General features: G+C 64.0%; 15 protein-coding genes. 6 read left to right on the top strand and 9 right to left on the bottom strand.

Annotation, left to right across the window (positions count from 1 at the left end; translation table 11 throughout):
* Positions 1-230 precede the first annotated feature (230 nt).
* The 4 genes from AB3X98_RS03540 to AB3X98_RS03525 form a co-directional block, all read right to left on the bottom strand.
* Positions 231-971: an endonuclease/exonuclease/phosphatase family protein gene (locus tag AB3X98_RS03540; protein WP_069263062.1), complete on the bottom strand. Its 741-nt coding sequence runs from the start codon at positions 969-971 to the stop codon at positions 231-233.
* Positions 968-3,226, bottom strand: a complete 2,259-nt coding sequence (locus AB3X98_RS03535) for a VTT domain-containing protein (RefSeq protein WP_368602775.1) — start codon at positions 3,224-3,226, stop codon at positions 968-970. Before AB3X98_RS03535 ends, AB3X98_RS03540 begins: the two co-directional genes overlap by 4 nt.
* A 119-nt stretch (positions 3,227-3,345) precedes the next feature.
* Positions 3,346-4,593: a phosphatidylserine decarboxylase family protein gene (locus AB3X98_RS03530; protein WP_368602776.1), complete on the bottom strand. Its 1,248-nt coding sequence runs from the start codon at positions 4,591-4,593 to the stop codon at positions 3,346-3,348.
* Positions 4,594-4,740: 147 nt separating this feature from the next.
* Positions 4,741-5,742 (bottom strand): SDR family oxidoreductase, encoded by a 1,002-nt coding sequence (locus AB3X98_RS03525; protein ID WP_368602777.1) that lies wholly within the window; start codon positions 5,740-5,742, stop codon positions 4,741-4,743.
* Positions 5,743-5,957: 215 nt separating this feature from the next.
* On the opposite strand from AB3X98_RS03525, the gene AB3X98_RS03520 reads away from it, so the two are divergent.
* The 5 genes from AB3X98_RS03520 to AB3X98_RS03500 all read left to right on the top strand — a co-directional run bounded on the left by AB3X98_RS03520 (position 5,958) and on the right by AB3X98_RS03500 (position 15,218).
* Positions 5,958-6,149 (top strand): hypothetical protein, encoded by a 192-nt coding sequence (locus tag AB3X98_RS03520; protein WP_083245188.1) that lies wholly within the window; start codon positions 5,958-5,960, stop codon positions 6,147-6,149.
* 234 nt (positions 6,150-6,383) lie between these two features.
* Positions 6,384-6,896 (top strand): DUF421 domain-containing protein, encoded by a 513-nt coding sequence (locus tag AB3X98_RS03515; RefSeq protein ID WP_069263057.1) that lies wholly within the window; start codon positions 6,384-6,386, stop codon positions 6,894-6,896.
* Between the two features lie 91 nt (positions 6,897-6,987).
* Entirely contained in the window at positions 6,988-9,384 is a 2,397-nt protein-coding gene (locus AB3X98_RS03510; protein WP_368602778.1) for an FdhF/YdeP family oxidoreductase, read from the top strand.
* Positions 9,385-9,963: 579 nt separating this feature from the next.
* Positions 9,964-14,115 (top strand): CheR family methyltransferase, encoded by a 4,152-nt coding sequence (locus AB3X98_RS03505; protein WP_368602779.1) that lies wholly within the window; start codon positions 9,964-9,966, stop codon positions 14,113-14,115.
* A 104-nt stretch (positions 14,116-14,219) separates the two neighbouring features.
* Positions 14,220-15,218, top strand: a complete 999-nt coding sequence (locus AB3X98_RS03500) for a chemotaxis protein CheB (RefSeq protein WP_368602780.1) — start codon at positions 14,220-14,222, stop codon at positions 15,216-15,218.
* 78 nt (positions 15,219-15,296) lie between these two features.
* On the opposite strand, the gene AB3X98_RS03495 is transcribed toward AB3X98_RS03500, so the two are convergent.
* The 4 genes from AB3X98_RS03495 to AB3X98_RS03480 all read right to left on the bottom strand — a co-directional run bounded on the left by AB3X98_RS03495 (position 15,297) and on the right by AB3X98_RS03480 (position 19,972).
* On the bottom strand, positions 15,297-16,412 hold the full coding sequence (locus tag AB3X98_RS03495) for a glycosyltransferase family 4 protein (protein ID WP_368602781.1): 1,116 nt from the start codon (positions 16,410-16,412) through the stop codon (positions 15,297-15,299).
* A gap of 681 nt (positions 16,413-17,093) precedes the next feature.
* Positions 17,094-18,005, bottom strand: a complete 912-nt coding sequence (locus AB3X98_RS03490) for a manganese catalase family protein (protein WP_069263054.1) — start codon at positions 18,003-18,005, stop codon at positions 17,094-17,096.
* 82 nt (positions 18,006-18,087) lie between these two features.
* Positions 18,088-18,588, bottom strand: coding sequence for a ferritin-like domain-containing protein (locus tag AB3X98_RS03485; RefSeq protein ID WP_069263495.1), 501 nt, complete (start codon positions 18,586-18,588; stop codon positions 18,088-18,090).
* A gap of 148 nt (positions 18,589-18,736) precedes the next feature.
* Entirely contained in the window at positions 18,737-19,972 is a 1,236-nt protein-coding gene (locus AB3X98_RS03480; protein WP_368602782.1) for a DUF2252 family protein, read from the bottom strand.
* A gap of 184 nt (positions 19,973-20,156) precedes the next feature.
* Here AB3X98_RS03480 and AB3X98_RS03475 point away from each other — a divergent pair, with 184 nt between their 5' ends.
* A complete protein-coding gene (locus tag AB3X98_RS03475; protein ID WP_342949799.1) occupies positions 20,157-21,449 on the top strand; it encodes an Nramp family divalent metal transporter in 1,293 nt (430 codons plus the stop codon).
* 37 nt (positions 21,450-21,486) lie between these two features.
* Here the strand turns inward: AB3X98_RS03475 and AB3X98_RS03470 are convergent, their stop codons facing one another.
* The gene (locus tag AB3X98_RS03470) at positions 21,487-23,829 is read right to left on the bottom strand and encodes a PAS domain S-box protein (protein ID WP_368602783.1); all 2,343 of its coding nucleotides are present in this window, start codon (positions 23,827-23,829) and stop codon (positions 21,487-21,489) included.
* Positions 23,830-24,067 lie beyond the last annotated feature (238 nt).

Here is a 24,067-nt window from a genome sequence, read left to right as displayed (position 1 = left end):
TGGAATCCTGAACAGCACACCCCAGAGTGGACGTAGAGAGCAATTTCTGAGCCTTGGGTGAATTCGTCCCGAGCCCGACATTGGAACAAGCCGTATTTCCGTGAACGAGTCCATCCGCAGCGTGGATACGGCCAGTGGCGATATCCTTCACACAAATAATCTGCCAGTTTGGAGGGATGCCTCGGCGCCTGTTATGTCGCTTTCCCACGCATTTGGCTGAGATAGCTCACCTATCGCGCCCCTGCCGAGATGTGTGCGACGACCGGCAGATGATCCGAGGCCACCGGTGCCTCGCCGTGGCTCCAGGCCTGCACGCTCGCCAGGCGCGACGCTGGATGCATCCACACGCGATCGAGCGCGAGCATGGGCCAGCGCGAGGGAAATGTGGCTGGTGCCGGCGCTGCCCGGAAATGCCCGGCCAGCATGCGCAATGCGCGGCCCCATAGCAACCACTCGTTGATGTCGCCCGCAAGTATGACGGGAAGCCCCGGCCGGTCGAATGCTGTCAGCAGCTGGGCAATCTGTGCGCGCCGCTCACGCGGCCGCAAACCGAGATGCGTCGCGACCACACGCAGCGCCTCGCCGTTGCACAGGAGGTCGACGTCGAGTGCGCCGCGTGGCTCGCGCCCGCCAAAGGAGAGGTCGAGCGTGCGCGCCTCGGTCACAGGCCACCGTGTGAGCACCGCGTTGCCAAACCGGCGCTGAGGCGTATCAAGCGTCGGGCCCGCTACGGCCCGGCGGTTCGTGGCGCGGGCGAGTCCCGCCAAAACATCGGCGCTCGCCGCAGCCGCGCCGCCGAGTGGCACTTCCTGCAGCGCAACGATGTCGGCATCGATTTCGATAAGCACGCGCGCAATGCGCTCCGGTGCGCGCGCGCCGTCCGTTCCCACTGCGCCGTGAATGTTCCAGGTGACAAGCGTCAGCTCGCCGCCCCGCCCGCCTTGCACCTCCTTCACGAGACCGGCTGTCACTTCGGGCCGCCTTTCGCCGCAGCGTTTCCTTGCGATGCACGCGCTCCGAAAAAGCGCTGCAGCGCTGCGGACAGTGCCACCAGCACGGCACCGATTGCCACAAGCAATGCCACCGACCCGACTCCCGGATGGTGCACAGCGGCGGCAAGCTGTTGCGCGAAGGTGGCACCGAGGATAATGCCAGGCCCCATGCCAATGAGCGTGCCCAGCAGATAGTCGCGCAGTCCGATGTGCGAAGCGCCCGCCGCCAGATTGACGAGCACGAAAGGGGCCAACGGGAGAATGCGCAGCACGACCACCGCGGCCACGCCTTGTTTGCCAAGCCGCGCCGAAAGCAGGTTCAGGCGCGAACCGGCGTGCCGCCGCACCGCGTCGCGGCCAGCCCATCGGCCGATCGAATAGGTGATCAGTGCGGCGAGCAGCGATCCAGCCAGCGCATAGAGACTACCCGCGAACGCGCCGAATAACACCCCCGCGCAGACGATCAGAACCGTGACAGGCACCGAAGCGACTGCCGCAAGCGCATAAGCGCCCACCAGGAGCATGGGCCCGAAGCGCGCGGCCGCGAGCGCCCGGGCCGCGTTGCCGATACTGCCGAGGTTCGCATAGCGAGCGAGCCCTGTGTAGTGCCATGCCAGCGTCATCAAAACGGCAAAGAGCGCGCCCAGGCCGAGCAGCATGAGCCGTCCGGTAATCGAGCGTCCCCCGCGGCCGGGCACGAACTCGCGCACGACTTCGTCCGGCACGGCAGGTTGCTCCGGATCGACTACGGCGCTTTCGGGAACCCATTGGTCGAGCATCGCACTCACCTTCGGCTCGAGCACGTGCAGACCGCGCGTGCCGCCTGCAAAAGCACCGATCACCCGGTGGATGTCGCCCTCGAATCGCACGAAAGCGGCGTCGACCTGCGCGCGATCCACGCCCAGATGCTCCGCAAGCAGCGCATTGCGTATCGCCGCGATCGCGGCGCGCACACGTTGGTCGCCGGCGGCTTCCAGCACGACGTTGCATTCTGTATCGAGCACCATCGATCGATTGTTGAGGTTCGCACTCCCAACGATCAGCAGCGTATCGTCGACGATCATGAGCTTGCTGTGGACGTTTATGGATATGTCACCTGAGTCGCCGCTCCAAGGCGAGTACAGTCGTAGCCGCGCATACCGGTCCATATCACGCAGTCTACGATAGAGTCGCGCGCGCAGCGTGCCCATGGTCGCGGCTTGCAGCCAGCCGGTCTGTTCGCGCGGCATGACGGCGGCGACCGCGGGCGGATCGGGCTGCGAAAGCCGCTGCGCGAGTGCGTCGCCCACGGCACTCGCCGTAAAGTACTGATTCTCGATGTAGAGGGTTCGGCGCGCAGCGTCAATCGCGGCGCGATAGAGGGCGCCGATCTGCTGGACCCCTTCGCGGTGATCATGGGGAGCGCACGTAAGCGCAATCCCGAGCTTCACGTCCTCGATATCGGGCGCGTAGCCCGGGGGCCAGGGATCGACGCTTGCAGATGGGGATGCCGGCGAGCGGACCGGCTCAGTCGCAGGCCACGGGGACACTTCCTGCGCGCGCGGCGCCCGCCGCGAGACCCTCTGCGCCATATGCCACCGCTCGTTCGCTATCGCCGCTACAGTGCGGGCGGCCTCGCCGTCGAACATGGCCTGTATGTCATGGGTTGGTCCATAGTACTGGCGCGGACCGTTGCTCCGGCGCGGCTCATATGGCGCGTGCGCGGACGAATCCCAACGTGAACGGGCAAGATCAATGCCTCCCACGAAGGCCAGCCGGTCGTCCACGACCACCATCTTCTGGTGATGCGAGGCACCCGGTGGGTGATGGCTGTCCAGCCGCACGTCCATGCGCTTGCCGCTGCGCCAGCCCAGCTTGTATGCGGGCAACCATTCGCGCTCGAGCGCATACAGCATGGCAAAATCCCACGCCAGAATCCGAACGTGCAACAGAGGACGGCTGGCGACCACGGCGGCAAGAAAATCGCCGAGCGGCTCGGGGAATCCATCGCCCGCGCCCGCGGGCACAAGCGTCATGCGGCTGTCAATGTCCCAGCCGACAATGATCACGCTGCGGCGCGCCCGGACTATCGCTACACGTAGCGCCGCGAAATAGTCCGCCGCGTCGATCAGCAGACGGAATCGCGCGGCATGACGAACGCATTCGCAGGTCTGGCCAGGCTGGAGCAAGTTTGGGGAACCGGCGCGCGGGTCGTCGAGCGCACCGCTTGGATGCCTCTTGATCTGCGGGTTCATGCGTGGACCGGCGCAATTCGCGGTCCCGAATCACTTAGCCTGCATACGACCGGATCAGACCACGGCTGGTCTCGGCGCAAGTGGCCCCGTGTAGATAACGGTTGCCACTGTGTTCCCGTTCAAGCGCCGCTGCGCGCGAAAGCCAACGCCGAATTGACGCGGAGTGGCGGCACGTCGTCATGCCACGGTGGTCGCGGCGCGAAGCGCTCGACGACGCCCGGCTGGAAAATCAGGCAGTAGGTGCTTCCCCCGTACTGAAACCACCCGAGCTCGTCGCCCTTTCCAAGCTCATCGCCTGGGCGTACGCATACCTGGCATGACGAAACCTCGGCCATGCCCACGAAGACGCACGCAACTTCCCCAATGACAGGGTTGTCGCTTTCGATGACGATCACTGCGCGAGCGGCAACGGCAGTGGTGTAGCCCTGGGAGTCGTTAAGTCCACTCGGGTCTTCGCCCTCCGCTTCGGCATCCGAATAGTAGGTGCCGTCGACGTTGTAGGCTTCGCGGACCCTGCCGTCGACAGGAGCGTGCCACCGATGGTAGTTGTACGCGCTCAGATAGCCCTGGTACACCGTGCCACCGACAAAGCGTCGGGCAAGCGCCTCGTCGCTCGACGTCAGTATCTCCTTGAGCGAATAGGGCTGCGACTTGATCCAGAAGCGGTCGATCAGCTGCACGCCCTCGCGCACGTCGAAGGGCGACGCTTCGCACGCGTTCACGATCACGGCAGGATCGTCCGGGCTCGCCACCGGCCGGGCGCCGGGACGCAGATGGCGCGTAAAGAAACCGTTCCACGAATCGAAGCCCCAATGCGCTCGCGTACGATCATGGACGAAGTCGTCCATCCCGAGCTTCTCCAACGCGGGAGGGCTGAACCAGCCCTTCGGCGCATCGTTGAGCCATACGCGTGACCGTGGGCCGCTGAGAAACGCGCACCACGTATTGAGGACGCGACGCAACTGCGCATTGAACGCCGGATCCCGGAAAACCGCATAGCCGGACGGCATGCACATTGGCCATTCAAGAACGGTATTGAGTGGCGTGGCCATCGGTGCATCGCTGTCGAATGGCGGGCTGTATGTCGTCAGATAGTCAATGATGGCGAGCAGCTCGTGGATATCCGAATACCCCAGCTGCTTACCCTGCTCAAGCGCCTCGCTTATCGCTCGCGTGAGGTTCATCCGTAGCACCGGATCGCCGTCAATGAGTTTTCCGAGATCCTGCACGACGCTGGACAGCGCTGCACGCGCCGCGCGCGCTCGGGCCTGCCGCGCGATTTCCAGCCTGAACGTCGCGCTTTTTTGCTCCTCGCCTGGCATCCAGTTACCGAGGCGCCGGCGCACTGCTCCCGTTTCCATACTCATTGCCCTCCTCCACGCAATGTCGAAGTCCCAGCAATCCGCAAGCCCGCTACGTTGGCCAGCCGCGTTCACGAACAGCCGTCCTGCCACTGAGCGAACCGTCAATCTCAGCATAGAGAGTGGCAACACGACGACCATTCGTCGCGATACTCACGGGTTGCCCGCTCCACCCGAGGCACCATAGATCTGTCCGGTAATGTACGAGGCCTGCGCCGATGCGAGTTCGACATAGATCGGCGCGATCTCTGCCGGCTGACCCGGCCGGCCCATCGGCACCTGCTCGCCGAACTTCTGCACGTTCTCCATGGTCTGGCCGCCACTCACTTGCAGTGCGGTCCAGAAAGGTCCTGGCGCCACACCATTGACCCGGATTCCCCGCTTGATCATTTGCTTCGCGAGCCCCTTGGTGAAGTTCGCTATTGCCGCCTTGGTCATGGCGTAGTCGAGCAAGTTAGCAGACGGGTCGTAGGCGTTAACGGAAGTCGTGTTGATAATTGCGGCGCCTGCCTGCATGTGCGGAATGGCCGCCCTGGTGATCCAGAACATCGCATACAGGTTGGTCTTGAGGGTCCAGTCGAACTGCTCGGTGCTGATGTCGAGGATCGAGTCGTGGCTTTGCTGTCGTCCCGCATTGTTCACGAGGACCTCGAGGCCGCCTAGCCCTGACACCGCGCGCTCCACCAGCGATTGACACGCCGCTTCGCTGCGGATGTCGACTGCCAGCGGAACCGCCTTGCGGCCTGCAGACTGAATCAACTGGACAACTTCGCGGGCATCCGGCTCCTCCTGCGGCAGGTAGGCGATCGCGACATCGGCGCCCTCCCGCGCGAACGCGATGGCGGCTGCGCGGCCAATGCCCGAGTCGCCGCCCGTTACGAGCGCCTTGCGGCCGCTTAGACGCCCGGTGCCGCGATAGCTCGTTTCCCCGTGGTCGGGCCGCGGCGTCATGCGTCCCGCGAGTCCGGGCCAGGGTTGCTGCTGGGCAGGAAATGGCGGATGCGGATAAGCGGCGCGGGGATCTTCCTGCGGCGTCGGACCACTCGCGGTACCCGGCTCCTGCGCCATCGCGGCGGGCGCTACTGCGGCAAGGACACCTGCCGAGGCGGCTTGCATCCAGTTGCGACGGGACGCCGATATTTCGCGGGAAGGCATGCTGGACTCCAATACGGATGGGCAACGGAAAGGCGAACCTGTTTGTTTGTGCCCGCCTTCTGCGCATTCACCGTACCCACGGCCTCGGCCGGTACGCCGTCGCGGTCGGCGCTGCGGGAGGGTCTTCGCGGGCTGGGCATGGCGACTGCGCTCAATCCTGCCTGATCGTCAGGCCTGAAAACGCCAGACGGGCATTCACTTTCAAGGGGCTAGCCATGCAACGTACAAAGCCGGAATCTGGCCAGAATGAAATTCCATTGAATCCGGGTGACGAAGGCCAACCGGGCGCGCCAGGCGTAGGCGAGGACCTGTGCGGAGCCTGCCACGGCACCGGGCTGGTGCAGGGCAAGCGCTGTGCCGTTTGCGGAGGCACGGGAAAGGTCATGCAAGGAATCGGCGGCGGCTGAGCCGCCATCGCTGCGCGCGCCGCTTACGCCCACGTCGTGCGAGGCACGGCACAATGACTTTGCCTCGACGTCTGCTTGCTGGCTGTTGCGGTCCTGATCGCGCTGCTGGTTCATTGCATGCCGGGTATCGTTCCCGCGCCACGCACGGTTGATGCGTGGGAACGGGGCGGCGAGGTCCAGGCGCTCGCGTCGCCTCGCCCCCGGTGCTCGAAGCAAGGACTGGAGGTGCGAAAAATGAACACACTGAACGCGGTTTTCGGGGAAGGCAAGGATCTCGACGCGTGGCAGATGGCTGCCCGCGCCGCAGCAGCGTTCCTGCTTACCCTCGTCCTCATCCGTATTTCGGGCAGGCGGTCCTTCGGGCAGCGCTCGACCTTCGACTATGTCGTTGCCATCCTGCTCGGCGCAACCCTGAGCCGGTTCATTGTCGGCGCGTCGCCTGCCGTCCCCACCGTCGCGGCGTCCCTCGTGCTCGTGCTGATGCACCGGGCGCTTGGGTGGCTGTGTGTGCGCTCACGCTTCGTCGAGCGCGTCATTGGCGGTCAGGCCCGTACGGTGTACCGCGACGGGACCTTCGATGATGCGCAGATGTCCGCGGCGCTCATCACGCGGGCCGATGTGCTCGAAGCCGTCCGCGTCGGACTTCACGGTTCCTCGCTCGATAGGGTCGAGGCTGCGCTGCTGGAAAGGAATGGCGAAATCAGCCTGATCGTGAAGCCCAGCGCCGACGAACGCAACAGCCGCTGACAAGGCACTGCAAATTTCGCCCAAGACGGCCGAGCGCGTGGAATGGGGCTTGCGCACAGGAAGCGCGTTCACGTCCCGCGCGAGGCATGCCATGGCAAAAGGTCAGAGATCGAAGGAAACGCCCCAGGCGCGGGAGAGCCGCCGGACTTCGGAGTATCCCTACGCCTCCGGTGGCTGGGGATCGCTGAAGGCCGTCACCCGTATCCTCGTGAAGGAGAAGGTTGCGCTCAAGGACATGAGTCTGCTTCCCCTTCAAAACAAGCCGGAAGGCTTCATGTGCGTGAGCTGCTCGTGGGCCAAACCAGCCAGGCCACACGCCTTCGAGTTTTGCGAAAGCGGAGCAAAAGCCACGGCGTGGGACACGACGCCGAAACGGGCCGACCGGGAATTCTTTGCTGCACACAGCGTGACCGAACTCATGCAATGGCACGACCATGACCTCGAAGAGGCGGGCCGCCTGACCGAACCGATGCGCTACGACGCGGCAACCGATCATCTGGTGCCGGTCTCGTGGGAAGAAGCATTTGAGTCGATCGGCGCCGAACTTCGCGGGCTTGATCCGAAGGGCGTTGTCTTCTACACCTCGGGCCGCGCGTCACTCGAGGCGTCGTACATGCTCCAGCTTTTCGCGCGAATGTATGGGACCAACAACCTGCCCGACAGTTCGAACATGTGCCACGAAAGCACGAGTGTCGGCCTGAAGGAGGCCATCGGCGTGGGCGTAGGAACGATCGGCCTCGATGATTTCGACACGACCGACCTGATGTTTTTCTTCGGGCAGAACGTAGGCACGAATAGCCCCCGCATGCTCCACCAGTTGCAGGATGCGCGTCGGCGCGGCGTGCCGGTCATCACCTTCAACCCGCTGCGCGAACCGGGCCTCGTCGCCTTTGCCAATCCGCAGTCGCCCCACGACATGCTGCTGCCTGCGAACACGCAGATCAGTACCCAGTACCATCAGTTGCGTGTGGGCGGCGACACGGCGGCGATAACAGGAATCTGCAAGGCCGTTATCGAAGCGCATGACAAGGCAGTTTCACTGGGGCAGCCGCCGGTACTCGATCTCGTCTTCATCGAAGCACACACCAAGGGTTTTGACGAATTCGCGCACTTCGTCCGCGAGACCGGCTGGGACGCCATCGAGCGAGAAAGCGGCTTGCAGCGCGTTGCGCTGGAAGCCGCCGCGCGCGAGTATAGCGTCGCCAACGCGGTCATCGTTCATTACGGCATGGGCCTCACGCAGCACCGTCTGGGCGTCCAGAACGTTCGCATGATCTGCAATCTCCTGTTTCTGCGTGGCAACATCGGCAGGCCGGGCGCAGGTCCCTCGCCAGTGCGAGGACACTCCAACGTGCAGGGACAACGCACGGTCGGCATCACGGAGAAGCCCGAACTCGCCCCGCTGGACGAGCTCGCGAAGCAGTTCAACTTCGAGCCGCCGCGCGATAAAGGGTTCAACACGGTCGAAGCCTTCGAGGCCATGCTGGAGGGCACGGTGAAGGCCGTCGTCAATTTCGGCGGCAACCTTGTGCGTTCGGTGCCTGACAGGAACCGCACACAACCTGCATGGGCGAACCTGCAACTTGCTGTGAACGTGGCGACGAAACTCAACCGCAGCCATCTGGTGCACGCGAAGACCACCTATGTGTTGCCTTGCCTGAGCCGTATCGAAATCGATCGAACCGGTGGACATGAACAATTCGTCTCGATGGAGGACAGCACGGCGCGTTTCCATGGCTCGCGGGGCGTGGCCGAACCTGCCGCGCCGACCGTACGGTCCGAACCCTTCATCATCGCGGGGCTTGCTCGCGCCACGTTGCGCGAGCGTTCGACCGTCGACTGGGAGGACTGGTGCGCGGACTACGCGCGGGTGCGTACGGAAATGGGCAAGACATGGCCCGCGATGTTCGCCGGCTTCGAGTCGAGCATGTGGACACCTGGCGGGGTTGTACGGCCGCTGCCCGCGCGCGAACGCACGTGGAAAACCAAAAGCGGCAAGGCAGAATTCATGGTGCCCGAAGCGCTTTCAGAAGATCCCGACATGAATGAGCGCGAGCCCGACGCGCTGCGGCTGATGTCCCTGCGCGCGGATGGCCAGTTCAACACGACGCTTTATAGCCTTGATGACCGCTTCCGTGGCGTGAAGGGCTCGCGCATGGTTGTACTGATGAACCGCGATGACATGGAGGCACGCGACATAGAAGAGGGCGACCGCGTAACACTGCGCACCATCGCGGACGATGGCGTTGTGCGTGAGGTTGCGGGCCTTGCGGCGAAGCCCTACGATATCCCCCGCGGATGCGCCGCAGGTTACTATCCCGAATGCAATCCCCTGCTCCCGCTGTGGCACTACGCAAAGGAAAGCAAGGTCCCCGGTGCGAAATCGATACCGGTGCGCGTGGTCGCGATTGAACCAAAGCGTGCGCGCGGAAGTGGGTCCGACAGTGCGGGCAGCGACAAGTTGCCTGGAGCAACCGCTTCGCACTAAGTGCCACGACAGCGGGCAAGTGGCTCCAACGGTGAAACTCGTAGCGCCGGCAATGCGCCGCGGCGGCGGCCTGCTGGATGTCGACAAGACAGGATGGCCCCCCTGGAGAACACCTGCCGTCGAGCGCCTGCTTCATCGCAACCCTGACCGCTGTCGGCCGTTCCGCGCGTTTCGTCTCGTCCGTGCGTGCGTCGTCGAACCCGCTCCTCCGAAGCCGGATCGCTTCGCGCCCGCCGTCCGGACATACAAACAACGCTTTTATCTGGTGATATCCCCTGCGTTCAACCGTGCCAGGTCGCCGAAAAACGCCATCCCTGTCATGTGGCCGCCTTGTCAGACAAGCGGGCAATGATGGTGAGCCGCGAAGAGCGGGCAAGTGCCGCGTTCCATGCAACCGGCCCTCCCCGGCGCGCCACGGCGGGATCAGTGTCGAGCGCCGTTGACCGTCGGTCTCATCGGCAGTAATGTGCGATTCCGTCAGCGCATACGGGGCGCCCTCGCCGTCGGTACGCCCCGCAATGAAGCCGGACTGATGGACCCCGCGTGCCGGGCCGGCGGTGACAACGAAAGGACTTCAGCATGACAACTAGTGCTCCAGGCGAAGACAGCCATGCCAGCGGCGCGCGCCGCGTGACGACTGGCTCGCCATTCGCGGTCGTCGGCATTGGGGCGTCTGCCGGCGGCGTCCCCGCGCTGGTCGACTTCTTCAGTAACGTGCCCGCCTCAATGGAGATGGCGTTCGTCGTCATTCTGCACCTCTCGCCGGAGCACGAAAGTCATGCCGACGCGATCCTTCAACGGGCGACCTCCATGCCCGTGAAACAGGTCACCGCCTTGACGCGCCTGGAGAAGGATCACGTCTACGTGATCGCGCCAGGCAAGCAGTTGCACCTGTCGGACGGCTGCCTGAAGGTGACCGATCGCTACGAACATGACCGCAGGATTCTCACGATTGACGAGTTCTTCCGCACCCTGGCCGACGCCCAGGGCATGCGCGCCATGGGAATCGTGCTCTCGGGCACCGGTTCGGACGGCGCAGCGGGGCTCAGTCGCATCAGGGAAAGCGGCGGCGTGACGATGGCTCAAGACCCGAGTGACGCCGAATATCCGGAAATGCCTCAGCATGCCATCACGACCGGTCATGTCGACATCATCCTGCCCGCGGCTGCAATGCCCGGCAAACTCCGCGAATTAAGGAACAACGCCCAGCGGATCCACGTGCCCGAACTGGACGGGATGACGCCCGGGAAGGACGCACCGGATATTCCGCGAACCGGTGACGAACGCGCGCTTCAGGATATCCTCATGCACCTGCGAGTACGTACCGGCCACGATTTCCGGCATTACAAGCGCGCAACGGTGCTGCGCCGCGTCGAGCGGCGACTGCAGGTGAACGGCCTGACAGACCTCGAGAGTTATCGCAATTTCCTGCGTAGCACGCCGGACGAAACCAGTGCGCTGCTGGCCGATATGCTGATCGGCGTGACGCAGTTCTTTCGGGACCGGGAGGCCTTCGATGTTTTGCGGCACGCAGTGATCCCCGGTTTGTTCCGTACTGCCGCCAGCGATGGGCAGATCCGGGCCTGGGTTGCCGGCTGCTCGACCGGCGAGGAGGCGTATTCCGTCGCGTTGCTGATGGCGCAGGCGCGCGAGGCGGCCGGATCGGCTTCGGCGATGCAGGTATTCGCGACGGATATCGACGACGCGGCCATTGCGCGGGCGCGTTCAGGATCCTATCCCGAGTCGATTGCAGTCGACGTGCCCGCCGACCTGCTGCGACGCTACTTTACGCATGAAGGGGGGCGGTATGCCATTGTCAAGCCGGTACGTGAGCGCATTCTCTTTGCCGCGCACAGCCTGCTCAAGGATCCGCCGTTTTCCCATCTCGACCTGATTACGTGCCGCAACGTGCTGATTTACCTGGAGCGCTCGGTACAGAGACAGATCCTCGAACTGTTCCACTTTGCACTGCGCCCCGACGGCTATCTGTTCCTTGGGTCCGCAGAATCGGCCGATGCTGCCGATGATCTTTTCGCCGTCGTCGACAAGAAACATCGCGTTTATCGAGCGCGCAAGATCGTCAATCGGGCAAGGCAAGCTACGGCCTTTCCCTCGCTCGCGCAGGCGAGCGGGGTCCCCGAGGAGGTGCAGGCGGTCGCGGGAAGCGCAGTCCCGCCGCCTCCGGTCGAGCGCCGGAGCTTCTCCTTCTCCGCCCTGCACCAGCGGGTCCTGGAAGAATACGCGCCGCCGAGCGTCATCGTGGACCGTGATTCGGCGATCGTGCATCTATCCGACAACGCGGGCAGGTTCCTGCACCACGCCGGGGGCGAGCCGTCGACGAATATCATGACCGTCGTCGTGCCGGAACTGCGTCTCGATCTGCGTACGACATTGTTCCGTGCCCTGCAGACCGGAGCGAGCGTCGAGGCGAGGTGCGTGAAGATGGTCCGCGACGGCCGCCCGTCGTGGATCAACATGACCGTTCGCCCGTTCCATGATCAGGGCGTGAACGCCGACTTCTTCCTGGTGCTTTTCGACGAGGTGCAGGAACGCATGTCGGACGAAGGCGAAGCCGAGCAAAAGGGGCAGGACCCGGTTCTCATGCAGCTCGAACAGGAGCTGCAGCACAGCCGCGAGCAGCTGTCCACTACCATCGAGCAGTACGAAACTTCCGTCGAGGAACTCAAGGCTTCGAACGAAGAACTCCAGGCAATCAACGAGGAGCTCCGCTCGGCAACGGAGGAGCTCGAAAGCAGCAAGGAAGAGCTGCAGTCGGTCAACGAGGAACTCACCACGTTGAACTCGGAGCTGCACGCGCGTGTCGAGGAAACCGCCAAGGCTAACGATGACCTGCAGAACATCATCGTCTCGACCGAGATTGCGACCGTGTTTGTCGACAGGAAGATCCAGGTCAAACGCTTCACCCCGAGCGCCACACGCATCTTCAAGCTGATCGAGTCCGACATCGGACGCTCGCTGTTCGACATCACGCACTCGCTGAATCACCCCACGCTAGCCGCGGACGTCAAGGAAGCCTTCGAGACGCTCAAGCTGATCGAGCGCGAACTGAAAAGCCAGGATGGGCGTTGGTATCTGATGCGTCTGCTTCCCTACCGAACGGCCGACGACCGTATCGACGGCGCCGTGCTCACGCTTATCGATATCACCGCGCGCCACGAGGCAGAAGAGCAGGCACGCATCGGCGAGCAGCGGCTGCGGCTCGTGGCGCAGTCAACCAACGACTATGCCATCATCGTTCACGATCGCGCCGGCAGCATTGTCAGCTGGAATACGGGCGCGGAACGGATCTTCGGCTATACCGAACGCGAGGTCATGGGCCAGGATATCGCGCTCATCTACGAGCCGGACGACCGCGATGCGCACGTTGCGGCGAGCCAACGGGAAGCCGCCGGCATTGAGGGCCGCGCTGACGATGAGCGCTGGCACGTCACCCGGGACCAGCGGCGCGTATGGTGCAGCGGCGTCGTCACGCCGATCGCCGATGCCTCCTTCACCGGCTTCGCCACGATCCTGCGCGATCTCACGCAGCGCAAGCAGCGCGAGGATGCAAAAGAGATCGCGTTGCTGCACGAACAGGAGGCAAGGCAAAGGCAAAGCGAATCGAACCAGCTCAAGGACGATTTCATTGCGGTCCTTTCGCACGAGCTGAAGCACCCGTTGAATCTGATAGGCATGAAGGCAGAAATATTGACGCGGCAGCCCGAGACCCGCGAGATCACGTTTGTGCGGGAAACCGCCGACGCGATTCGCCGTGCGGTTCGGGGCCAGGCGCAGATCATCGACGACCTGCAGGACCTGTCGCGGGTGCGCACCGGCAAACTGGCGCTGGAGCTGGAGCCGCTCGACATTGCCTCGATGCTGCAGGGCATCGCGGGCGCCTGCACACAGGATACAAGGGCGAAAGGCATCGACCTGTCGGTAACCGTCCCCCCACCGCCGGTTATGGTCCATGCGGATCGCACCCGCTGCGAACAGATCCTGTGGAACCTCGTTTCCAATGCGATCAAGTTCACCGGTGACGGCGGCAGGATCGAGCTGCGCCTCGCTCCTGAAGCGTCGATGGTGCGGATCGATGTGATCGACAGCGGCCAGGGCATCGCCCAGGAGGAACTCCCGCACATCTTCGACATGTACCGCCAGGGAATCCGCGGCCGCTCAAAGACAGGCCTCGGAATCGGGCTTGCACTGGTCAGGCAGCTGGTTGAAATGCATGGCGGGCGCGCGGTCGCCCATTCCGACGGTCCGGGCCTCGGATGCACGATGACAGTGTGGCTGCCGGCCGTCGAAGCGGCAGGCGAGTCCGGCGCTGCAGCGCTACCGGCCGGTTCGCTCTCAGGTGTACGAGCCATGATCGTACTTGATGATCCGGATACCGCAGCCTCGTTGGGAAAACTTCTCGAACTGGAGGGCGCATCGACCGTGATGCTGGCTGGCGCAGACACGGTCCTGGCGGCACTGGAAGCAGAAGTCGTTGATGTCCTGATTTGTGACATCGGCAGCTCTGGCATCGACGCCGCCACGATCACCGCCCATCTGAGGTCAGATCCGCGGCTTGCGAATCTTCGATCTGTCGCGGTGACCGCGAACGACACCGAGGCGAACCGGCGCGCCGCACGCGAAACTGGCTTCGACGCGCATGTGAGCAAACCGGTCGACTTCCAGACACTGGTTCGGGTGCTCCGCGACCTCCTGCCAGCGCTGCGCCGGTAAAAAAAGGGCGGCGTGCCTGAGCGCGACGCGGCCGCTGCATGCAGCGGTGTGCCGTTCCTGCCGGTCGCTGCACAGCGGGACCGCCAAATGCGCTCGCTAGAGGCATGGAACAACGTGACATTGTCGTCATTGGCGGCTCACGCGGTGCGTTCGGCGTTTTGCGCATGATCGCCGCCGGTCTGCCCGCCGATCTCCCGGCCGCCATCTGCATCGTGCTGCACGTTGGCAGGCACGATAGCGTGCTGCCTCAGTTGATGTCGAATTGGGGCCCCCTGCCTGCCAGCCATCCCGCCGACGGCGAAGCGCTCGAGAATGGCAGGATTTACATCGCGCCGCCTGACCGGCACATGCGGGTGTCGCAGGGGCGACTCAGACTGGATAGCGGAGCCGCCGAGAACTTCGCGCGACCCGCGGCGGATCCGCTATTCAGGTCGGCCGCGCTGGATTACGGAGCCCGCGTGGTCGCCGCCGTCCTTACCGGCGACCTCGATGACGGCGCGGCAGGCCTTGCCACCGTCCGGGCGCATGGCGGCTACTGCATCGTGCAGGATCCTGACGATTGCGAGGCGCATTCGATGCCCCGTTCGGCGCTTGCGGCCGCAGGCGCGGACGCTATCGCCGACGCGGCGCATCTGGCAGCGCGCATCGTCGCCGCAGTGCGCGGCGCTCCAGTGAAGGAGCCGCTCCCGATGTCCACGAACGACCTTTCTCTTGAGGCACGTCTGGACCAGCTTGACGTGCTGCAGCCCGAGGACCTCGACCGGATCGGCGAGCGCTCGCCGCTCGCCTGCCCGGAATGCGGCGGCATGCTATGGCGCGTGCTTGACGATCGGGTACTACGTTACCGCTGCCACACCGGCCATGCATACAATGCACTCTCCCTCGAAGATGGCCATGAAAAGGCTGAAGAAAACGCGATCTGGACGGCCATACGGACGATCAACGAACGCATTGTCTTTGCAAGAGAGCGGCAGAAATGGGCCGAGCGCGTCGGTGACAAACAGCAGATAGAGATCGAACAGGCGCGCATCAACGAAGGGATGACGCTCCTTGACGCGCTCCGGCATGCGTTTCCCGCAACCCGCACTGACCGGCGGCCTTGAAGCCGATACGACTACCGAGGCATACCCGCGTAGTGGATAGACAACCTGCCGCTCTCCCATGCGTGCGGCCAATCGCGGTTATGACGCGAGCCTCGTTCGGCTCGCCTCACTCGCTTGCGATAGACAGCTCCCGACCCATGCTGGCGCCGTATGCATCGCGCCGCGTCGCGCGATCAGCGTGTCGTATGCGGCGAGATAGTCATCGCACATGCGTTCGGCCGTAAAGCGTCGCTCGAATTCGGCGCGGCAGCTGTCGCGGGAAAGCGAAGGCAAGCGTGCTACCGCATCGACGGCCGCTTCCAATCCATCGACGATGAACCCGCTGACCCCATTGCGGAGGACCTCGGGCACAGCGCCGCGCCGGTTGGCAATCACTGGCGTTCCGCTCGCGAGTGCCTCGATCATGACAAGTCCAAACGGCTCGTCCCAGGTGATCGGCATCAACAACGCTTCAGCGCGGCTCAACAGCATCGTGCGCAACTCGCCGCCCACTTCCCCGAGATACTCCACGCAACTGGCATGTCGCCTGAGCAGTGGACGCATACGATCCTCGAACCAGGCGCGCTCTCCCGAATGGACTGCTGCCGCCATCTTCAACGGCTTGCCGGATCGTCGGGCGATTTCGATGGCCGCGTCGGGCCCCTTGCCCGGCATCATGCGGCCCATCCACAGCAGATAGCCGTCGTGAACCGCGCTGGGCCTGAACAGATCGAACGGCAAGCCGTGCCCGATCGTCGAGAGCCAGTTCGCGTGCGGAGCGCCCTCGCGCTGCGCTTGCGACAGTGCGACGAGCACCGCGTCCCGCGATACATCCAGCAGCACGCCCAGATCTTGCGGGCGGATTACGCCGTGCAGCGTCGTGAGCGAAGCGACGTTCAGTCGGCACGCCAGCGGCAGATGCAGCGGTTCGGTGTGAAAATGCATGACGTCGAACTCGTGCGCTCGCGCGGCCACCCGCTCCAGCTGCGCAACATGGTGAACCAGTGTGTCGGTAACGTCCCGGTCGTGCCATAGGGCCCGCGCGCAGCAGGGGATGAGGGTGGCGTGAGTCTGCGAATCGCCACTCGCGAACAGCGTCACCTCGTGGCCGCGCTCGACGAGGGCTTCGGTCAGGTAATGCACGATCCGCTCAGTGGCACCGTAACGCTGCGGCGGTACGCATTCATAAAGCGGGGCGATCTGGGCAATACGCATGTCATTCCTTCGCAAGCGCTACCGGCACCGGGAAATGTCGGCGCACTAGTCGGGGCCTGGTACGCGGCGCGCGACTCGATGGATGAGGGGCGAACGGTTCCGACGCCACTGTGAGCGTCGGAGCGCGCACCCACTCGGTCGTGCCGGGCACGACGACTTCACTGCGTCGAGGTAGCCTTCGGATGGGTCGTCTTCCGGTGGTGCATCGTCCCGCTCGACGGGCCAGAATTGCCCATGGTGTTGCCACCCTGGGCATTCGATTCCGTGGCCGTAGAGCCGCCGGAGTTGGGCGCGCTCATGCCTGTGCCGCCACCACCGCCAGAGCCTCCTCCGGTGCCACCTCCGGTGCCGCCTCCACTGCCACCTCCACTGCCGCCACCGCTACCCCCACCTCCACCGCCTCCGGCGGCGAATGCGCCACCGGAAAGCGCAAGACAAGCCAGCGCTGCTATCAATTTAGACTTCGTCGTCATGTTTGCCTCCATTCCAATCGATTCGAAACTCAAGGGGTCGTCTCGCGACATCGACGCCGCCAGAGTCAAAGCCAGCGAGTGCGCCATGCAAAGCGCGGCAGTCGGCGTCCGCGGCGGCAGCAGTCACAATCCGCAAGGCACATGCCGGGTGACGGGGCTGGCGCATACGCACCACGCAGCCAGTCGACAATATGCTTCTGCGCTGTGGTCATTTTGAGTCTCCCTCAGGCGGCACCTGAACAGGGCTCTCGGGCCGGATGGCTGCCTCGCCAAGCTCGGCTCCCGTCTGCGGGTCCACGGCGGTCTCCGAACTCAGTCGCTCGCGCATGGCTTTCAGCGCGGCCTGCTGGCTCTCGTCCAGGTTGACCCACGCGTTGCCGTCGCCGCCATCAACCGCCGGTTCACCCTGGCGCATCTCCAGGCCGTTGCCGCTGTTCCATGGCGCGGCGATCGTTTCGCCTCCGTGCGACATCTTGTAGTAGACGTTGGCGAATTCGGCGACGGGCGGACGCTTTCCCGGCGGGAAGTTGCCCTGTATCGCATACAGGGCCTTCTCGAATGACTTCTGGTGCGAGACCTCGCGCGTCATCAGGAAGCCCAGGGCGTCACGGATACCAGGATCGTCCGTGACATTGATCAGCCGTTCATACACGATCTTTGCCCGTGCTTCCGCCGCGATATTCGAGCGCAGGTCTGCCGTCGGTTCACCGATGGTGTCGATGTAACCTGCGTTCCAGGGCACGCCTGCGGAGTTGACCAGCGGCGGCCCGCCACCGAACAGGACCTGCGTGACGTGGCTGTCGTTGCCAGCGCCGTTGAGCTTGCGGTAAAGCTCAGCCTGCTCATCTACGGCTTCGGCAAGCTCGCCCTTCGCACCCTTGTTGAGCATGGCGACGATCGACCCGATGATTTCCAGATGGCTGAGTTCCTCCGTGGCAATATCGAAGAGCATGTCCTTGCGGCCGGGATCTTCCTCGGCAACCGCCTGGGTGAAATAGCGCATCGCAGCGGCCAGTTCCCCCTGCGGCCCGCCGAACTGCTCGAGCAGCAGGTTGGCGAGACCAGGATTGGTCACGTCGACGCGGACGGTGTACTGCAGTTTCCTGTTGTGCATGAACATCAGGATCTCCCGGTATGACCGAAAAAATTACGCATTGCTAATCAGTCGTTGCCGCACGAAGCAGGCGCCGCTGCCGGGTCGCTCACCCCTTACCCGCCGCCTTCGCGTTGCCCGCCGACTCGGCAAACTTCGAGAGCTTCAGATCGGTAGCCTTTTCTTCCTCAAGCGTTTCCTTGAGCAGCTTCACCGCCTCGTCGTGACCGAGAAGCTTGCCCAGCGCACAGAGGCTGCCGTATGCCGCTATCTCATAGTGCTCCACCTTCTGTGCCGCCGCGATGAGGCCCGCATCGAGGACCGGGCCCTTTTCGATTTCCTCGATCAGTTCGTCGGCTTCCTCAATCAGGCCTTCCATCGCGACGCATTTCATGCGCTTCAGTCGCAATCCGGTGGATTCAACCGCCTTGTCGATGCGCTCGACCTGGCCGTGCGTTTCTTCCAGATGCGTCTTGAAAGCGCCTGAAAGCTCAGGATCGCTGACCGTACGCGCGAGCTTTCCGAGGGCGCGGGTCAGTTGCTTTTCTGCGCTGTAGATGTCCGACAGCATATGGACGAACAGGTCGTCTACCGTCTTTCTCTGGCTCATGATCACCTCCGTGGTTTGGGTGATGCGCTTCACGCAACGGCCATTCCTGAGGGAGGGGTTCTGGACGGAAACGGCGCGCTCGCCGCTTCTCTGCGCGGCTCGTCAATCGACGCCAAACGGGGGCGGCACGGCCAGCTGTCTCGCGGCATCACCGCTTGCCGGCGCCCCGACGAAGCGCGTAGCGCCGGCAATGCTCGAGATACTCCGCTTCGTGGGCGACAGCCAGTTCAACCATGCTGCGCCAAAGCCACGATGGCGCGCCCGGCGATCCGGGCCGCCTCGCCTGCAGTTCATGCAGCCAGTTCCGGCGGGTCGGGGCATCCATCTGTCCCGCGTGCGCCTGCCCGACCACCAGCGCCAGGAAGTGTGCAGCTTTCACTGCGTCGGCTTCCGTGAGCCGGTCTGCGTCGATTTTGAGATCCTGTGGCATGAGCTCGCGGATCACAACCGCGCAGCCATCCAGACGGGCGGCGAGCATGCGGTCTCCAAGCAGCGGCGAGACGTGTCTGGCACCCTCCGCCACCCGCTTTGCGTTGTCGCGCGGCATCGTGGCGCCGGCGTGGCGAGGCGCCGCGGCGGCGGCGGCCTGCTTGATGTCGACAAGACAGGGCGGCCCTCCTGGAGAACACGTGCCGTCGATATCGAGCAGCACGGCATAACGCCGCCGCCCGAGGGAGCTGCATCCCTTTACCCAGAAGGCAGCGTCAAGGACGTCTATTTTCCCGCCGCCCCGCACAGCGCGGCCCAGCGCTTCCCGTACCGCAAGCCCTGACTGCGATTCGAACAGCGTGCGCACCGCCTGCGATTCCTCTTCGGACAGGGGCCAAAAACGTTTGCCAAGTGGTATGCGAGGCGCGACGCCGTCAATCGTCTGCCGGTCCAGCTTGCGCCACGAGCGGTGCAGCGCCTGCTTCATCGCAACCCTGACGACTGTCGGCCGTTCCGCGCGTTTCGTCTCGTCCGTGCGTGCGTCGTCGAACGCCTGTTCGTATCCGTCGATAAGCGCTTCAGCCATACGGCTGGTGATCACGCCGGGCAGATCCGCGCTACGGGCGGCGGTGGTCAACGACAGTCCCAGGCGCAGGAGATCGTGCACCGGGTTGCCGATGACGCTTTGATCCAGGTCCCGGATCTGGACTGCCACCCGCCCTGAGGCATCGGCCAGCGGGCCGAGATTGCCGAGGTGGCAGTCGCCGCAAATCCATACGGGAGGCCCGTCAGGCAACGTCCCGGATGCCTGGCTGTCGAGCCACGCATAAAAGCGGTCCGCGCTGCCGCGTACATACGCATGCGCTGATCGCGCCATCTTGCGCATGCGTAGATCCGCCAGGCGGGGCGCCCGCTCCTCCGGAGTCGGGACACCTTTTAGCGATGCTTTTTTCACGACTTCTCCCTCAGCGCAACACCGGCTGCACACGGCCGCTGGCGCGGCCTGAACCCCGGCGCGCAAGGACCGTGCCAGACGCGCCGAAGCGGCAGTCGGGATTCGGCACGGAAGTTGCGGAACGGGGCTATGCCGCAGGCTGCGGCTTCGAAAGGAGAGCTGCGCCGTGCCGGACGAAAAGGATCTGGAACAGGACCATCTCGAGCCCGAGGCCGCGGTCACCGATCGCACGGAACGCTCGTGGCTGTCGCGCCTCGGCCCCGGCCTGGTGACCGGCGCGGCGGACGACGACCCGAGCGGCATCGGGACGTACTCGCAAGCGGGTGCGCAGTTCGGCTTTACGCTGCTATGGACGCTTCTGCTGTCCTACCCGCTCATGGTCGCCATCCAGATGACGAGCGCGCGCATCGGCCGCGTCACGGGCAAGGGACTCGCCTCGAACATGCGCGCGTTCGGTCCGAAATGGCTCGTCGTCGTGCTGGTGCTGCTGCTGGCCGTGGCCAATACCATCAACATCGCAGCAGATCTCGCCGCGATGGGCGCGGCGATCCACCTTCTCGTTCCTGGCCCCGAGCATCTCTATGTCGTTGCCATTGGCGTGCTCTCTGCCATCATTCAGATTACGCTGCCCTATGAGAGCTATGCGCGCCTACTCAAGTGGCTGACCCTGGCGTTGTTCGCCTACGTGGCGGTCGCGTTCGTCGTCCCGGTCGACTGGACAAAGGTCGCCGTCTCACTGGTCTGGCCGCGCGCCAATATTTCTGGCGAGTATCTCACCACCGTTGTGGCCGTGCTTGGTACCACCATCAGCCCGTACCTGTTCTTCTGGCAGGCGTCACAGGAAGTCGAAGAAATGCGCTCGAAGCCTGGCGAGCGGCCGCTGCGATGGATCTCATCGTTCCGGGCCTACCGGCACATTGACCGGATCACGGCTGACACCTGGATCGGTATGGCCGTCTCGAACGGAGTGGGATTCTTCATCATGCTGACGGCCGCCGCGACGCTCTACACGCATCACATAAAAATCCAGACATCTGCCGATGCAGCGAGAGCCCTCGAACCGGTTGCAGGCCATCTGGCGGCATACATCTTTGCCGCCGGCATTGTCGGCACAGGCCTGCTCGCGCTGCCTGTTCTGGCCGGCTCCGCGGCGTACGGGGCTGCTGGCGCGTTCCGGTGGCGCAGCAGCCTTTCTCTGCATCTCACTCTTGCGCGTGAGTTCTATGCCGTCATCGCCCTGGCCATCCTCGGCGGCACCGCCATCACGTTCTGCCACCTCGATCCGGTCAAGGCGCTGTACTGGAGTGCCGTCGTCAACGGACTGGCGGCCGTGCCTGTCATGGTCGTGGTCATGCTGATGGGTACCAACCGGCGCGTGATGGGCAAGTTCGCGATATCCGGGCTGCTGAAAGCGGGCGGCTGGATCGCAACGGCATTCATGGCGGCTGCGGCCGTGGGCATGTTCATTCCCGGCTAGTGGACAACGTTGCAGTGCCGCGAGAGTGGGTGAAACGTCAGGAAAGTGCCCCGCGCAGGTCGTCAGCCGTATAGGGCTTGCGCAGTTCGCGCCATGAAAAAGGCAGCTGGCCGGTTGGGGGAACGCTCGAGCCCGATCCAAATATCACGCGAATATGGGGCCGTTCGCGCACGGCTTTCAGGGCGAAATCCACGCCTGACATGCCAGGCAACGAGATGTCCGTCAGCAATACGTCGAACTCCTGCTTGCGCAGTGCCTCGTCGGCGCTCTCGGCCGATCTGTGCAACTGAGGGCAATGTCCAAGCATTTCGAGCAGCGCGCCCACGGCATCGGCCGAGCCCGCGTCGTCGTCGACCACCAGTACGCGCAATGAGCCGGGGGCCAACCCTTGTTCGCGCTCGCCTTCCTCGACCACTTCGAGATCGATGCCGGGCGAGCCAAGCAGGCGGCGGATCTTCCGCGCGAGCTGGTCGCGGCTGTACGGCTTGCTGAGGAGTTCAACGCCCTCGTCCAGCCGCCCGCCATGCACGATGGCGTTCTGTGTGTACCCGGAGGTGAACAGCACCTTTAGCTGAGGCAGCGTCTCGCAAGCCTGCCGCGCCATGTCCGGACTCTTCAGCGGACCCGGCATCACGACGTCCGTAAAAAGCAGGTCGATATGCACGCCGCTACGGATGATGGCCAGCGCCTGTTGTGGGTCGTCAGCCTTGAGCACCGTGTAGCCAAGGCCGCCCAACATGTCGACAACGGTCGATTGCAGCTTCGCATCGTCTTCCACGACGAGCACGGTTTCCCTGCCACCGCGCAGCGGTGTGCTGACGGGCGACGGACGCTCGATCGCACTCCCCGTCGAGCGCGGCAAATACACCTTGACGGTAGTGCCTTGGCCGACTTCGCTATAGAGTCGCAAATGGCCGCCGCTCTGCTTGACGAAGCCGTAGACCATGCTCAGACCCAGGCCTGTTCCGTAGCCTTCCGGCTTTGTCGTGAAAAACGGGTCAATCGCCCGCGCGAGTATGTCGGGGGACATTCCCACTCCCGTGTCCGTCACTGCCAGCAGAACGTATTGTCCCGCTGGAACGTCCTGCAGTCCGGCCACATAACGGTCATCGAGCATTGTGTTGCCGAGTTCGAGCGTCAGCCTCCCGCCGTCGGGCATCGCGTCGCGGGCGTTGATCGCAAGATTCAGAATGACGTTTTCGAGTTGATGGACGTCCGCATAGGTGTTCCACAGACCACCGGCCACGACGGTTTCGACCTGGATGGTTTCGTCGAGCGCGCGGCGCAGCATGTCGTCCATGTTGCGCAGTGCCGTTGCCAGATTGATGACAACCGGCTGTAACGGCTGCCGCCGCCCGAACGCGAGCAATTGCGAAGCGAGCTTGGCCCCGCGCTCTACGGCGTCGATCGCCTTGTCGAGGCGCTCCTGTATCTGGCTGTCGCGACTGAGCCTGCTCTCGATCAGCTCGAGATTCCCGCGCACGACCTGCAGCACGTTGTTGAAGTCATGCGCGACACCGCCAGTGAGCTTGCCAATCGCCTCCATTTTCTGCGACTGGTACAGCGCCATGCGCGTTTCGTCGAGCGCGCGTTCCGTCTCGCGCTGCTCGGTAACATCCCGCGTGATTTTCGCGAAACCGGCCAGCGCACCGTCGTTGTCGCGAATCGCATCGATGACCACATGCGCCCAGAAGCGGCTGCCGTCCTTGCGCACGCGCCAGCCCTCGGATTCGAAGCGACCCTCGCGCGCGGCCGTTTCGAGCCCGCGCTGCGGCAGCCCTGCCGCGGCATCCTCGGGCGTATAAAAACGCGAAAAATGGGAGCCGATGATTTCAGGTGCCGCATAGCCCTTGATTCGCCGTGCACCCTGGTTCCAGTTTGTAACGCGCCCATCGGGCGACAGCATGAATATGGAATAGTCCGTGACGCCGTCTACCAGCATCCGGAATCGCCGCTCGCTTTCGACCACCGCGTCGTGCGCCCGCTTCTTGTCGCTCATGTCGCGCACAATCTTGCCGTAACCAAGCAGTTGCCCGGCAGGATCGTGCAGTGCCGTGAGAATCACACTTGCCCAGAAGAGACTCCCGTCCTTGCGCGAGCGCCAGCCTTCGGCTTCGCTGCGACCGGTTTCCCGTGTCTCGCGCAGTACATCCTCGGGTACACCGTCGCGACGGTCCTCGTCCGTATAGAAGATGGATAGTGGACGCCCCAGAATTTCCTCGGGGGCATATCCGTAGACCGACTCGCCGCCGGGGTTCCAGCTCGCAACGCGTCCGTCGGTCGTCAGCGCAAAAATCGCATAGTCGGAAGTTGAGTCAATCCATCGGGCCGCCCAGTCTGTCGTCTCCCAGACTACGGTCAGCTTGTGCGATTCGGCCATGCTGGTCCCCTCTTTTGCACGAATGACGTCCCCGCACTGCCTGAAGCGCGGCGGAGCCCGCCGCGCTTCGCGACGACAGTCGAAATGGCACCTTCGCCATTTTGCATGCTGTCGGCAAGTCGATCCGTTGCATTTCGTCGACGCGCCGCCCACGCGCCCTGATTTCATCGCCGTGCCGGGACGGAGTTCGCTGCACGGCTACGTAAAGGATGCGGCACAGGAAACCCGGCGAGAGAAA

The organism is Paraburkholderia sp. BR14312 (genome assembly GCF_040948675.1).
GTDB lineage: Bacteria > Pseudomonadota > Gammaproteobacteria > Burkholderiales > Burkholderiaceae > Paraburkholderia > Paraburkholderia nodosa_A.
The sequence above is the reverse complement of the archived record's forward strand: the minus strand, read 5'-3'. Positions and strand labels throughout refer to the sequence as shown.

Bases quoted from the DNA above. Each gene is read 5' to 3' on its own strand.
- AB3X98_RS03535 (WP_368602775.1), bottom strand. From the start codon at position 3,226: ATGAACCCGCAGATCAAGAGGCATCCAAGCGGTGCGCTCGACGACCCG.
- AB3X98_RS03530 (WP_368602776.1), bottom strand. From the start codon at position 4,593: ATGAGTATGGAAACGGGAGCAGTGCGCCGGCGCCTCGGTAACTGGATG.
- AB3X98_RS03525 (WP_368602777.1), bottom strand. From the start codon at position 5,742: ATGCCTTCCCGCGAAATATCGGCGTCCCGTCGCAACTGGATGCAAGCC.
- AB3X98_RS03520 (WP_083245188.1), top strand. From the start codon at position 5,958: ATGCAACGTACAAAGCCGGAATCTGGCCAGAATGAAATTCCATTGAAT.
- AB3X98_RS03515 (WP_069263057.1), top strand. From the start codon at position 6,384: ATGAACACACTGAACGCGGTTTTCGGGGAAGGCAAGGATCTCGACGCG.
- AB3X98_RS03510 (WP_368602778.1), top strand. From the start codon at position 6,988: ATGGCAAAAGGTCAGAGATCGAAGGAAACGCCCCAGGCGCGGGAGAGC.
- AB3X98_RS03505 (WP_368602779.1), top strand. From the start codon at position 9,964: ATGACAACTAGTGCTCCAGGCGAAGACAGCCATGCCAGCGGCGCGCGC.
- AB3X98_RS03500 (WP_368602780.1), top strand. From the start codon at position 14,220: ATGGAACAACGTGACATTGTCGTCATTGGCGGCTCACGCGGTGCGTTC.
- AB3X98_RS03495 (WP_368602781.1), bottom strand. From the start codon at position 16,412: ATGCGTATTGCCCAGATCGCCCCGCTTTATGAATGCGTACCGCCGCAG.
- AB3X98_RS03490 (WP_069263054.1), bottom strand. From the start codon at position 18,005: ATGTTCATGCACAACAGGAAACTGCAGTACACCGTCCGCGTCGACGTG.
- AB3X98_RS03485 (WP_069263495.1), bottom strand. From the start codon at position 18,588: ATGAGCCAGAGAAAGACGGTAGACGACCTGTTCGTCCATATGCTGTCG.
- AB3X98_RS03470 (WP_368602783.1), bottom strand. From the start codon at position 23,829: ATGGCCGAATCGCACAAGCTGACCGTAGTCTGGGAGACGACAGACTGG.